The organism is Leptolyngbya sp. CCY15150, assembly GCF_016888135.1.
Taxonomy (GTDB): Bacteria; Cyanobacteriota; Cyanobacteriia; order RECH01; family RECH01; genus RECH01.
Genome location: NZ_JACSWB010000141.1, coordinates 44,932 through 58,720 on the forward strand (window position 1 = coordinate 44,932; position 13,789 = coordinate 58,720).

Sequence of the window (13,789 nt, forward strand, 5' to 3'; positions counted from 1 at the left end):
TGAGTTATAACGGCTATGGGTTAGCGAGAGGATTCATGTCACTCTTCAACCATGGGGAGCAGGGATCCGTGAACTCTGGTTTCAGCACCTAGTATTCCCTCCCCATGCACCTGCCTGTCGATCTGCGTTAGGCGGATCAGTCTGCTGTATTCAAGTCCTATGTTGAGGCAAATCAACTGATGATACCCGTGATTTTGGCTGGCGGAAAAGGTGAGCGCTTTTGGCCCCTGAGTCGGCGGCAGCGTCCCAAGCAGTTTCTCAGTTTAGATGGCAGTGGTCTCAGCCTTCTCCAGTCCACCGCTGAGCGCTTGTTGCCGCTGACCGATGGCTGGGATGGACTATGGGTGATTACAGCGGCCCATTTAGCCGACGGAGTGCGTCACCAGCTCCCCGATCTACCGGAGACAAATTTGCTGGTAGAGGTGGAGGGACGGGATACGGCTCCGGCGGTAGCCTGGGCTACCTTGGAAATTGCCAAACGCCATGGGGAGGATGCGATCGTTGGATTTTTCCCCGCTGACCATTGGATTGGCGATCAGGCTGCCTTTCAAACCACGCTGAAAACCGCTGCTCAGGTGGCGCAAGACCACGGGGCGATCGCCACCCTAGGCATTAGTCCCACCTATGCTTCCACTGGCTATGGATACATTGAGCAGGGCGATACCCTCAGCACCTTGAACGGGCTCACGGCCTACAGCGTCGATCGCTTCACCGAAAAACCCGATCGGGAAACGGCAGAGGAGTTTCTAGCCAGCGGTCGCTTTAGCTGGAATAGCGGCATGTTCATTTTCCAAGCCGGGGTGACCTTGGCAGAGCTGCGCCACCACGCGCCAGACATTATGGAACCGCTAAGCCAGTTTGGCCCATCGATCTATCCCCAAATTCCTAAAAAGAGTATCGACTATGCCTTGATGGAAAAAACCCAGCGGGCCTGTGTGATTCCGGCAGATTTTGGCTGGGATGACCTGGGAGACTGGAATGCCCTAGAGCGGCTGCTGAAAACCGAGGCGGCCAATGTGGAAGTGGGGCAGCATGTGGGGCAAGATAGCCAGGGCTGTGTGTTTTATGCCAGTGATGATGATGAACTGATCGTCACCATTGGTTTAGACGATACGGTGGTGGTGCGAGACGGCCACGTGACGCTAATTGTCAACAAGCACCGCACCCAGGAGATTAAGCAGGTCTTAAAGCTGATTCAGGATCGGCAAGATTGGCATCATCATCTTTAAGGGGAACGGCAGCTCCGCTGACGGAGGATCTGGCTGGGAAAGAGCTGCACCTTGACGCTGTCGTGGAGAAACCTCTGCCGTGGAGTCCAGATCCTAGCCAGATCCTAGGCTGAGCGACATTCATGGATCGGAGGATCTCCGCCTTGGATACCATCGCCGGAGGAGCAGCAGAGTACACTAGAGCAGGGGATGAGGCGATCGCCCCTGGGGATGCTCTGGGCCATTTCGTAGCACAATAAAGCATGAATCCCTCCGGCTTGCTAGCCGCCCCGCTCTTTGACCGACAAGGATAATGTTGATGAAGCGTCCAGACCGATCCCAAACTCCCGGTTTATTGCCCAGCTTGGCGCTGGCCTTGCTGTTGTCGGTAACCGCGACGGTGCTCCCTCAGACCCAGTCTGGCGCGATCGCCCAAACCGCTGAGCAACCCACCGATCTGGATCAACGCTTAGCCGATATCGATCGCACCACCACGCTGTTCAACGCCATGTTGATTGTGCTGGCACTACTGCTAGGGTCGGCGATTATCGGCCTATGGCTTTTGCGGCGATCGGTGGTGCGCGAGGTGACCATTTTGGTGAAGGATCACCTCAATGATCTGACGGATTTGGAAGATCGGATTGCCGCCGCCCATAAGGAATTGCGATCGCTCCTCAAGGAAACGGAAGCCCTATCCGAGGAGCTGGACGAGGGCGTCATTGGCTTCCAGCGAGAAGTCAAGCAGCGGCGGGAGGAGCTACAGCGGCTGAGTACGGAGGTGGGTCGGCTCAAGGAAAAGGCCCTGGATGAGCTGGATGAACATCTAGAACATTTTGAGAAACAAACCCGCTCCTATGAGGTGGAACTATCGACCCAGTTGGCCGACGTACAGAAGGCGATCGCCGACGACCAAGCCCAGTCCCACAGCAGCCTAGACCAAGCCGAGCAGGCCTTCGCCACCCGCCTGCAAGAGCTACATAAACAGGCTGGTCAGCACCAAAAGCAGGTAATCGATCGCCTCACCCACCTAGAGCAAGATTTTGTGCCGCAGTTGGATATGGTGCGCGAACGCACGGAAGCTCAGATCCAGCGGCAGGCGAACTTGATGATCGACAATCTCAGTCAGGTGGAGTCTGGATTTACCGATCAGATTTCTAGCTTGGTGGGTCGGGCCCAGGCAGAGCAGACGAGTATTATTGCCAATCTCAAACAGCAGGCGGCAGAATTTCTATCCCAGTTCAACGGCATTCAGTCGGAGGTACAAAACCAAAAAACGGCGGTTTTGCAAGGGCTGCGTAAACAAGAAGCCGATTTTGTTGCTCAGTTTTCTGGGGTGCAGGCGGAGGTGCAGAGCCGGCGAGATTTGGTGGTCACCCAGCTTGAAACGGCTACAGGTGAATTTCGCGCTCAGTTCGACACCCTCTCTAGCAACATTCGTCAGCAGTCCGACTCGATTTTGGGAAGCCTCAAACAACGGGAATCGAGCTTTGCCAGTCAGTTTGAACGACTGCAGGCCGATGTTCTGGCCCAAAAAGAGACGGCGCTACAGCGCATGGAGCAAATGGCGACAGAGGTCACATCCCAGTTCACCCGTCTGGATGCCGATCTGCAAAGCCAAAAAGATACGATCATCAAGCAACTGGATCGCCTAGCCACAGAATCTTCAAGCTTACTCAGCGATCTACGGGCCGCCACAGATACTCGCCGAGGGCAGGCCTTCAATGCCCTGGATGGTCTCGTGGCCGAATTGCGATCGCATATGGATGACCTCAAGGCCGATAGTCAAACCCAGCGTAGCAATCTACGGCAAACGATTGAGCAATTAGAAGCGCGGTTTACCGCCAAGCTAGCAGATCTAGAATCCGACGTGGAAACTGAAAAAGCCACGGCTCTCCGCTCCGTGCAGGCGATCGCTCAAGATCTGTCTACCCAACTCCAGACCCTGAATAGTCAAGCGCAGTCCCAAAAAGATCAGATTCTCCGCGATCTGTCTACCGTTTCCCCCGAAACCATCGTCAAAGACTTTGCCCAACAGATTGATCAGCAACTGACGGATCTAACTAACCAACTGGACGTTCTGCGCTCCAACCAACCGCAGCTTTTCCTACGACCTGATGATTATCTTACCCAGGGGCAGGCGTTGATGGCAGAGGGACGCTATCGAGAAGCGATCGCTCAGTTTGAGCAAGCCCTCGACCTGCAGCCCCAAAATCCTACCATCTGGTATCAGCGGGGGATTGCCCTCCAAGAACTTAGCCGCTTTGACGACGCGATCGCCTGTTTTGATAAAGCCATTAACCTCGATTCCAGCAACGGAGCCCTCTGGTATCAGCGGGGTCTGGTGCTCAAAGATATGCGCCGTTTTGAAGGAGCCCTGGCCGCCTTTAACCAAGCCCTAGAACTGCAGCCCGCCGATCATAAAGCCTGGCTGAATCGCGGCATTACCCTGATGCGCCTCAAGCAGCTCGACGACGCGATCGCTTCCTTTGATAAGGCGTTAGACATCAAACCCGACTACCACGAAGCCTGGGTGAATCGTGGCGTTGCCCTTGGTAGCCTACAGCGCCATGAGGATGCCTTCGATGCCTTTGATCGAGCGGTGCAGTGCCGTCCGGATGATGCCGTCGCTTGGCTGAATCGCGGCATGGCCTTGGAAATGCTGCAGCGCTATGAGGATGCGATCGCCAGCTTTGACCAGGCCCTAGACCACAATCCCAAGTCGGCCAAAGCTTTGGATAAGCGCGGCGCCGCCCTCCTGCAACTACAGCGCTATGGAGAAGCGATCGCCAGCTTTGAGCAAGCCCTAGCCCTCAAGCCTGACCATGCCAGCGCCCACTACAACAAAGCAGCGGGCCACGCCTTGCAGGGTGAAGTAGAGGCAGCGATCGCCTCCCTGCAATCAGCGATCGCGATCGCCCCCACCTATCGCGATGACGTCGGGGCGGATCCTAATTTCGCTAATCTCCAAGGTCAGGAGCAGTTTCAGGCTCTGCTGTCTTGATCAACAGCTTTGAGCCCAGTCAAGAGCATAGCCCCCTGAGGATGCGGGTGATCTCCCAGGTCACGATTCAGGTCAAGACCTAGTTGCCCGAAGGTTATTGGGATCTTGATCCTGGAAAAAGGTATAGCGGTTTTTGCCCTCTTCCTTGGCTTGATACATGGCCGCATCGGCCTTGATGAGCAGATCATCCGGCGTTTCGCTATCCGTCGGATAGATGCCAATCCCTAAACTGGTTGTGACCTGCAGCGGGATTCCTTCCAGGGCAAAGGGTTGGGCAAGGTTTTTAATAATTTTGTCGGCTACTGTTTCAATACTGTCGCGCCCTGGAATGGCTGGCAGCAGCACCACAAATTCATCCCCGCCCAATCGCGCCACGGTGTCGCTACCGCGTAGGCAACGAGTGAGGCGACTGGCCACGGCTTTCAGCAGCAGATCACCCAAGCGGTGACCGTGGGTGTCGTTGATGGTCTTAAAGCCATCCAGATCGAGGAACAGCACCGCTGTGAGTCGTTCGTTGATGCGGGCAATCTCCAACGCCTCCGTCAACCGTTCTTCCAAGAGTTTACGGTTGGGCAAGCCGGTGAGGGTGTCGTGGTAGGCCATGCGGCGCAGGCTATCCCCTGCTTGGCGCAGTTCTGCATTGGATTGCACCAGTTCCGCAGCAGTGCGGCGCAGTTCTTCCTCAATCCGTTTGCGCTGGGTGACGTCGTGGATCACGCCGACAAGAAAGACATTGCCCGCCGAATCTCGATGCAGCGATCGCTTGGTGGCAATATAGTAGGTCTGCCCATGGACATTGGTGAACTCTTCTTCCGTTTCGTTGCCAATGCCGGTCGTCAAGGTTTGCTCATCCTGCTGACGAAAGAGATCCGCCTGCTCCTGGGATAGGATATCCCGCTCTGACTTTTCTAGGAGGGTTTCTACAGGCTGGCCGACGAAACTGGCATAGGCTTCGTTCAGCACAATCCAGCGATGGCGATTGTCTTTCACAAAGATCGGATCGGGAATGGTGTTGATAATCGAGTTCAAAAATTCCTTCGATTTTTGCAGCTCTTCTTCCAAATGGGCAAAGTAGCTGGTGATGGCCACGGATGAGCCGACTAAGGTGAGCAACGGCGGTACCCAGGGCAGCCACCAGCCATAGATCAGCGCTAGGTAGCAAATGCCCGTTAAGCCAACAGCGCCGGTCGCGATGACGATCAGCGACCAGGTGGGCGATCGCAATACCCAGGCAATGGTGCTGCCGACTAGAGCCCAACCTAGGATCCACAGCCACTCCACGGGCTCAGACCAACTGGTTATCAGCGGTCGTTGGTTCAAAGACGCGCTCAGAATCTGGCTAATAAAATTGGCTTGCAGTTCCACACCAGACATGCGCACAGCGCTGCTGCCATCGGTGCTGTGGGGCGTTAGCACAAAATCCTGCAGGCTATTGGCTGTGGAACCAATTAACACTAAGCGATCGCGAAACTGCTCTGGATCAGCCCGTCCTTCCAAAACGTCCATCAGGGGCACCTGCTGAAATCCATCGGCTGGGCCCCGAAAGTTGGCCATAATTTGATAGCCTCGGGTATCAACCCGCACATAGCCACCATCATTGGGCTGCAGGGCGCTAAATTCTGCATCTCCCAACTGCAGATATCCTGAGGACGACGTGCTGGGACGAATGTCCTCAGTCTCTAGATACCGTTGCGCTAAAAGCAGGGAAAAGCTGGTGACAAAACGCCGGTTACCATCCGGGTCATCCATCCACCAATACAGGAGCGATCGCCGCACCCGCCCATCACCATCGGTGAGAATGTTATTAAACCCTATTTGGTCAGCATTCTGCAGGATGCTGGGCGCACGAACGCCAGTGCTATAGGCATCCGGTAGTTTCTCAATGCCGATGAGGTTGGGGGTGGATTGAAAAACATCGAGGAGGCGATCATGCCCCGGATCCACCGGCAAGTCTCGGTAGATATCAAGCCCGATTAACCGAGGCTCATAGGCCGACAGGCGTTCAATCAACTCCGCCATATCGCCATCGGTGATCGGCCAACTGCCTAGGGCATTGATGTCGCTATCATCGACCGTGACAATCACAATCCGATCGTCTTGGGGTTCGGGAGGACGCAGGCGAAACAGTTGGTCGTAAGCGGATAGTTCTGCCATCCGCAGCAGGCCAAGCATACGCAGTAAAACGACGACGCCCGTGGTGCCAAACGCTGTCAACCAGACCCGACGATTGCCCCAGAAGCCGCGTTTTAGCCGCTGAGCCTTGGTGACCCAGCTTTTAATACTCATTCGAGACTGTGGCGATGACAGAATCCTACCCTCCTGTGGCAGACGATAGACCAGGCCTTTGGAGCGATCGCGCCCGTCTAGTCTAAGAATTGTTTGACGTCATGTTTCTATCTCTCAACATACCCAGTTTTAGCGATAAATAACGACAGGCCAGTGATCCGTAATTTCACGGGTCTTGTGAACCCTACGAATGTTGTGTAGATGCCTGGGTTGACAAGCTTCTCGATAGGCTGATGACGGTTTTATCGACGGCTGAGATGTAGACGCCCTAGGGCTGAGATATAGACGCCTTGGGGTTGTGATAAGTTGCCGAGTGGAATGAGCGATCGCCCTTTGTGAACAGTCAGAACCGTCAGGATAGTGATATATATGTGAACTCAAGCAGGTGCGTTCCCGAGACCTGCTTTTTGAGTGACTGGGTTGACGTGACTAGGTTTGGATGACTGGAGGAGTGAAGGCATGGCCGACCACGTTTTGAAGGCAACTTGTGACACGGTTCACCTCGGTGGATTTTCGTCGCAGTTGCCCGCTGCCCTGACCGTTGAGTCGGGCGATCGCATTCATGTTGAAACGCTCACGGGATTTGCGGTTTGTCCCCAAGCGCCCCCCGCCTTTCTCACCCCCGAACTCCTAGACATTTACCATCGCCTGCCCGAGTCTCGTAAGGTGGGCCCCGGGCCCCATTTGCTAACGGGGCCAATCCATGTGCGGGGAGCGGAGCCGGGAGATGTGCTAGAGGTGCGGCTGGAGGCGATCGCCCCCCGAGTTCCCATGGGGTTTAACGTCATCCGGCCCGGCTGGGGAGCCTTGCCCAAGCGGTTTGACCAACCAGCTCTGCGCTTCATTCCCCTGGATTTAGAGAACAACGTAGCGGACTTTTTGCCGAACATCCAGATTCCCCTCACCCCCTTCTTCGGTATCTTGGGCGTCGCCACAGATGAAGTGACCCGCAACTCTGTCCCGCCGGGCATCTACGGCGGTAATATCGACAACCGTCACCTACAGGCTGGCTCCAGTCTCTTTCTGCCGGTCTTTTTGCCCGAAGCTCGTCTATCCATTGGCGATGGTCACTCGGCCCAGGGTGATGGAGAAGTGAACGTGACGGCGATCGAAACCTCCATGAACGGCACCATCACGGTGATCCTCCATAAACGCATGTCCCTGGATGCACCCCTTGGTGAAACCCCCACCCATTGGATTACCATGGGCTTCGCCGAAACCCTCGATGCCGCGTTTGAGCAAGCCCTGCAGCGGATGATTGCTCTTTTAGAACAGCGCTGGGGTCTGGCGGCAGAAGATGCCTACGTTCTATGCAGTCTCGCCGCCCATTTCCATATCACCCAAGTTGTGAACCAGCCCCACAAAGGCGTTCACGGTCTCTTGCCCAAATCTATCTTGCCCCAGGAACAGCTATGACCTCAATGGATCTTTTTGGACTAGCGGCCGGTGGGCTGCTGTCGGGTATTTTGGCCGGGTTCCTAGGCATCGGCGGCGGCACTATTTTGGTTCCCATTCTCGTCGCGTTGGGCTACATCCCGGTGCAGGCGGTGGCCACCAGCAGTTGGGCGATCGTGATCACCTCTCTATCTGGCAGTTGGCAAAACTGGCGCATGGGGTATCTGGATCTATCGCGGGTGATGTTTTTGGGGATCCCAGCCCTGATCACCGCGCAATTAGGGGTGCTGGTGGCAGGGGCGCTGCCAGGGAAAATTTTGCTGATTGCCTTCGGCATCTTCCTCATGGTCAATGTCTTTTTGGTGGAGGTTCGCAAACAAATTGTTTTGCGAGCGAAGCGCCTAGAAGGACTAGAGGAGGGCGATCGCTCCCTGCCTGAAGTAGAGAAATCCACCTGGTCGCCGGTCACCTCCCGCGTGATCACTGGCGGTCTGGCCGGATTCATGGCCGGCATTTTTGGCATCGGCGGCGGCGTGATCATGGTGCCGCTGCAAATCCTGTTGCTTAAGGAGCCGATTAAACTGGCCATTCAAACCAGTTTGGGCGTGATTGTGATGACAGCCCTATCGTCCACCGCCGGTCACGCCATTCAGGGCAATGTTCTATGGCTGCCGGGGTTGATTTTGGGACTGGGTGGCCTGTTGGGCGTTCAAGTCAGCACCCGTATCTTGCCTAAACTTCCCGAGCAGGTGGTGAGTCTGCTGTTTCGTTCCATGCTGTTTGTGCTAGCCCTCTATATTTTCTGGCAAGCCGCCAATCCCCAAACCTAGGGGGCGATCGCCCTTCCCTATTCATCCCGATCGGATCGAATCATGGAAAATGGGACAAGCCTAAACCAATCGATCTTCCCCTCAACAGGATCCTGGGTCTGAACGTGGCTACCGCTAGGGCGCAGGCAGAATGCCAGACTAGTACTCTGGGGCGGAAGTAACCCGCCTACTGACGAAGACGGAAACCCTTGTGTGTCCTGGATTCCTTTTCGTTTTTCTGTCTTCGTTCTTCTGTCTTGCGATACTAGAGTTCCACAATCACCGGTGCATGGTCGCTAGGTTTTTCCAGCTTGCGGGGCTCCACGTCGATCACGCAGCTTTTGACCCGCTTCAGCAAGCTGGGGGATAGGTAATGGTGATCGATGCGCCACCCGCGATTGCGGCGGAAGGCGGCGGTGCGGTAGTCCCACCAGCTAAAGTGACCACCTTCGTCGGTGAGGTGGCGGAAGGCATCGCTGAGCCCTAGGTCTAGCACAGATTGCAGGGCGGCTCGCTCCACGTCCGAGGACATAATGTGGGTCTCGCGCTTGCTGGGGTCATGAATGTCTTTGTCCTCTAGGGCGATATTGAAATCGCCGCAAACGCTGAGGGCATCAGGATTCTGGCCTGCTAAATAGGCCCTGAGGTAATCCTGCAAAACGGCTAACCAGCGCAGCTTATAGTCATACTTATCGCTACCGATCGCTGATCCGTTGGGCACATAGAGATTCACAATGCGGATGCCCTCAGCCACGCCGCTGATCACCCGTTTTTGCTCATCCATCGCCGCCACGCCGTCTCCCAGCACTGCCGCAAAGCCAATCTGCACATCCTCTAAGGGCGATCGGCTAAGCATGGCTACGCCGTTATAGGACTTTTGTCCTGAAATATAGAGGTGATAGCCCAGATCTTCTAAGGGCGATCGCGGAAAATCGGCATCCACCACCTTGGTTTCCTGGAGACACAGCACATCGACAGAATTAGCCTGCAGCCATTGGGTGACGTGGTCGAGGCGAGAGCGAATGGAGTTAACGTTCCAAGTGGCAATTTTCATCAGAGTTTCAGCGTTGACAATAAACCCGTGCGCCTTCCATTAGAGCAGGAAGCGAGGGGGCGCGAGCCAAAAAAGTTGACTTTGCCCAATGGGGTCGCCGCCGTCGGGGAGCTGGATGCCCATGATGCTAGCTTTTTTGACCACCAAACTCTGCTTGGGCTCACCCCAGACCAGGCTCTCAACCCATTCACCCAAATCTGGCTCATGGCCCACCAGCGCCAAGGATTGGGCCGGACAATGCTCTAGCCAAACTAAGGCATCTTGAATGCGGCCGCCGGGGGAGAGAAAGGGCAAGACTTCGAGGCGATCGCTCATGCCGGCCGCTTTGAGAATTTCCGCCGTTTGCCTTGCCCGCAGCAAGGGACTGGTGAGAATGCGATCCACGGTGACCCCTAGGGAAACTAGGCGCTGGGCAATGTTTTCCGTTTTTTGGTTGCCTGCCTCGCTTAGGGGGCGATCGCTATCCTGGGCATAGAGGGAGCGATCGGCGGCGATCCCATGACGAATGAAATAAAGGATATGGGGCATGGACTTAACCTGTGGGTTGGAAAACCGACATTTTGCAACAACTCTTAACGGAAAGGGGTATGCCCTCAGGGGCCAGGCTTGGTAGACTGTAATGCATATAATCTGAGGCGTTCACGCTTGTTTTGGCTGAGTGCAAATCCGATGCATTCCAGAGGGATCGTTCATTCTGCGTCAATATTGTCTCAGAATTGATGCGATCGCAGCCCGCGTCTTGGCAAATTTGTTCATAAGCAACTGTATTTGAGGGTTCATGGTAGATTCTCTGAAAAAGCCAGAATTTCAAGAAATTCGCCCGGGGGTCAAGGCTCCAGCCAAAGAAACCATCCTGACACCCCGTTTTTACACGACAGATTTTGATGAGATGGCAGCGATGGACATCTCCGTCAATGAAGACGAGCTGCAAGCCATCATTGCCGAGTTCCGCGCCGACTATAACCGTCACCACTTTGTGCGCGACGACGAATTTGAGCAGTCTTGGGAGCACATTGACGGCGAAACTCGTCAAATGTTTGTGGAGTTTCTAGAGCGCTCCTGCACGGCTGAGTTTTCTGGGTTCTTGCTCTACAAAGAACTATCCCGCAAGCTCAAGGGCAAGAATCCTGTCTTGGCAGAAGGGTTTGAGCTCATGTCTCGGGACGAGGCTCGTCATGCTGGCTTCCTCAACAAAGCCATGTCAGACTTTAACCTGTCCCTCGACCTAGGTTTCCTTACCCAGCATCGCAAATATACCTTCTTCAAGCCCAAGTTCATCTTCTATGCGACCTATCTCTCTGAGAAGATCGGCTACTGGCGCTACATCACCATTTATCGCCATCTAGAGTCGCATCCCGAAGATCGCATCTACCCCATTTTCCGGTTCTTTGAGAACTGGTGTCAGGATGAAAACCGTCATGGTGACTTCTTTGATGCCGTGATGCGCGCTCAGCCCAGCATCCTCAACGACTGGAAAGCGCGGTTGTGGTGCCGTTTCTTCCTCTTGTCTGTGTTCGCGACGATGTTCCTCAACGACATTCAGCGGTCGGGCTTCTATGCGTCCCTCGGCTTGGATGCAAGGGAGTATGACATCCACGTGATTCGTAAGACCAACGAGACCGCAGGGCGGGTGTTCCCGGTGATCCTCAATGTGGATCATCCTGAGTTCTTTGCAGCCTTGGATCAATGTACTCGCAATAACGAAAAACTGTCGGCGATCGTAGCATCGAAGACACCTAAGGTTTTGCAGTTTTTCCAAAAGCTGCCCTTCTATGCCTCTACCACATGGCAGCTAGTGCGCCTCTACTTCATGAAGCCTCTGCGCATTGATGAAGTGCAGCCAGCGGTGCGTTAATAGCTTGATGTAGTGCCCTAGTGCCTCTAACGTAATAGCGGTTCTGGTTAATTCAGAGCCGCTTTTTTATGGTCTGGAGGGCGATCGCTCGCGGGTTTCCCGGATCGTAAGACTTGGTATGAGCCGACCACAATGGAGATCTCTATGCTCAATGGCGCGATGCGCAAATGGCAACCTTGGTTATGGACAGCATGGCTGCTGGGTTTTGTCGGGCTTAGCGGTCTACTATCTGGGAGGGCGATCGCCCAGGGATCTCTTGATAGTGCCGAAGATCTGGATTTAGATCCGATCATCCTAGAGGAAAGTCCTGTCCTGCAGCGCTGGCTAGATGAGGTGCCCGACCTAGCCGAGGATATTCGCCATGATCCCAGCTTTCGGCCGCGCCTGCGGGTTGGCTATGCACAATGGCTTTCAGATCCCGACGCCAGCGGCTTCTATCTAGGCGTCGAAGATGTTTTGATTCAGCCTCGGGGGCTCACCCTCAGCGCCGACTACCAAGGCAGTTTTGAGGGCGATCGCCAAGCCTATGGGCTAGACCTACGCTATTACCTGCGTCCTCTGGGTAGCTATGTGAATGTTGCGCCGGTGGTGGGTTATCGATCGGTGGAACGGGAGGGCGATCGCCGCCATGGCCCCCACGTCGGTCTGCGCGTCTTACTGGCTCTATCGCGCACCGGTGCCGCCGATCTTGCCCTCAGCCAAACCTGGGTGAATCCGGGTGGCAGCCAAGAGGTGAGCCTCACCACCCTATCGGCAGGCTATGCCGTTACGTCTGATCTTCGCATCTCGACCGATCTACAGTGGCAGCGGGCTAGACAGAGCGATCGGCGTGTGGGCATCGGTCTGGAATGGATGTTTTAGGACTATATCAGTGGGTTGAAGTCTTGAGCCTAATTGCGTTGTCTAATTTTTTACCTGATCTTTTGATTACCTAGATTGTCGCTATGCCCAACTATTCAGCGCTACATATTTGCTTACCCAGCTACGATAACTTAGGCGATCGCTTGGGCATGGATGCGATGATTCCGTTATTTGCGGAGCATCAACTGCATCTAACGGTAGATCTGGTTGACATCAGGGCGTTAGTCGATCAAAAAACTACTCTAGATAGTCAACTCGATCGCATCAATCAAACCTATGATCTGGTGATTATTGGAGCAGGCGGCTATCTGCATCCGCTGCATCTGCTACCACGAATTTTTTCCCAGATAGAAAGCTGGGGTAAGCTAACCATTCCGCTGGTCTTATTCGGGTTTGGAGTTGTTAATCTCCATGAACACAACAACTATCCTACTCGGTTTTCCTTACTGTCGCCCTATGAACCCAATCATCTCACGGCTGCCCTGAAGGCGGCCACGGCGGTCTCAGTACGGGATGTGCGATCGTGGTTTGTAGCCAGACGCTTGCTGCAGCGGGATGCCCATAAGGTATTTCTCACCGGATGCCCCACCGTATTTTTGGCAGGACGTTTGCAGCACCAAGTAGAGCTAACCCATGAAATTGGTCTGAACCTACCGTTTCGCCATGCGGCCTGTCAGCATTACCATGATGAATTGATGTACATTGCCCGCACCCTAATTACCACCCTCCGGTTTCGCAGTGATGCTCAAAATCAAACTAAGCCCCTGAAATGGATCTGCCATTCTGAAACCGAGCGGGTCGATGCGGAACGGTTGCGCGACCATTTCCAGCACGACTTTGACATTGTCAATCCCACCACGTTTGAGGAAACGAGCCAAGCCTTTGCCTCCTGCCGCATTGCTCTGGTGACCAAGGGGCACGCTGGTATTTTTTGCCTAGCAAACCGGGTTCCCTTTGCCTTTCTGAGCTACGATATTAAATGTGATGCTTTAGTCGAAGCTTTGTGGGATCATCCGCCAGATTTACTGCTCTATATTCACCAACTCAAGGAGTTGGATATTGATCAAGCGTTACAGTCCTTACTCAATCGAGTTTTACGGTTGTCACCCGATCTCAAATTCGCCTCTGACAACCTTCTAGATCATGGTTCACGGGAGTTGGAAGATTTCTTCCATGCGATCAAAGCCCGTATGAGATGATGATTTAGGTCAGGAAGCCGCCCTTTTGATCTACAGATTAGTGATCCACAGATTAGTGATTGGTCGATTAGGCAGCTCCTTCCATAGATTCCATAGACTTGATGAATATCTTAGCTATCAA

Annotated in this window: 10 protein-coding genes; 7 read left to right on the plus strand and 3 right to left on the minus strand. The window is 54.4% G+C overall.

All coding sequences use genetic code 11. The annotated features are described in order from the left end of the window. The first annotated feature begins 179 nt into the window (after positions 1-179). Complete coding sequence (locus JUJ53_RS04575) at positions 180-1,229, plus strand: mannose-1-phosphate guanylyltransferase (protein ID WP_204150805.1); 1,050 nt, start codon at positions 180-182, stop codon at positions 1,227-1,229. Positions 1,230-1,527: 298 nt separating this feature from the next. Then, on the plus strand, positions 1,528-4,209 hold the full coding sequence (locus JUJ53_RS04580; RefSeq protein ID WP_204150806.1) for a tetratricopeptide repeat protein: 2,682 nt from the start codon (positions 1,528-1,530) through the stop codon (positions 4,207-4,209). A 72-nt stretch (positions 4,210-4,281) separates the two neighbouring features. On the opposite strand, the gene JUJ53_RS04585 is transcribed toward JUJ53_RS04580, so the two are convergent. Continuing rightward, complete coding sequence (locus JUJ53_RS04585; protein ID WP_204150807.1) at positions 4,282-6,495, minus strand: CHASE2 domain-containing protein; 2,214 nt, start codon at positions 6,493-6,495, stop codon at positions 4,282-4,284. A gap of 459 nt (positions 6,496-6,954) precedes the next feature. Here JUJ53_RS04585 and JUJ53_RS04590 point away from each other — a divergent pair, with 459 nt between their 5' ends. Next, a complete protein-coding gene (locus JUJ53_RS04590; protein WP_204150808.1) occupies positions 6,955-7,911 on the plus strand; it encodes an acetamidase/formamidase family protein in 957 nt (318 codons plus the stop codon). After that, positions 7,908-8,720, plus strand: coding sequence for a sulfite exporter TauE/SafE family protein (locus JUJ53_RS04595; protein ID WP_204150809.1), 813 nt, complete (start codon positions 7,908-7,910; stop codon positions 8,718-8,720). Before JUJ53_RS04590 ends, JUJ53_RS04595 begins: the two co-directional genes overlap by 4 nt. Before the next feature lie 244 nt (positions 8,721-8,964). On the opposite strand, the gene xth is transcribed toward JUJ53_RS04595, so the two are convergent. Both xth and sixA read right to left on the minus strand, forming a co-directional pair. Further along, positions 8,965-9,753 (minus strand): exodeoxyribonuclease III, encoded by a 789-nt coding sequence (xth, locus tag JUJ53_RS04600; RefSeq protein WP_204150810.1) that lies wholly within the window; start codon positions 9,751-9,753, stop codon positions 8,965-8,967. A 39-nt stretch (positions 9,754-9,792) separates the two neighbouring features. Further along, a complete protein-coding gene (sixA, locus tag JUJ53_RS04605; RefSeq protein ID WP_204150811.1) occupies positions 9,793-10,281 on the minus strand; it encodes a phosphohistidine phosphatase SixA in 489 nt (162 codons plus the stop codon). Positions 10,282-10,531: 250 nt separating this feature from the next. On the opposite strand from sixA, the gene acsF reads away from it, so the two are divergent. From acsF to JUJ53_RS04620, 3 genes are all read left to right on the plus strand, one after another. Next, on the plus strand, positions 10,532-11,608 hold the full coding sequence (gene acsF / locus JUJ53_RS04610; RefSeq protein WP_204150812.1) for a magnesium-protoporphyrin IX monomethyl ester (oxidative) cyclase: 1,077 nt from the start codon (positions 10,532-10,534) through the stop codon (positions 11,606-11,608). A gap of 132 nt (positions 11,609-11,740) precedes the next feature. Beyond that, positions 11,741-12,469, plus strand: a complete 729-nt coding sequence (locus JUJ53_RS04615; RefSeq protein ID WP_239124775.1) for a hypothetical protein — start codon at positions 11,741-11,743, stop codon at positions 12,467-12,469. A gap of 83 nt (positions 12,470-12,552) precedes the next feature. After that, positions 12,553-13,668 carry a polysaccharide pyruvyl transferase family protein gene (locus JUJ53_RS04620; protein WP_204150813.1) on the plus strand — a complete coding sequence of 372 codons (1,116 nt, stop codon included), beginning with the start codon at positions 12,553-12,555 and terminating at the stop codon, positions 13,666-13,668. Positions 13,669-13,789: the final 121 nt, after the last annotated feature.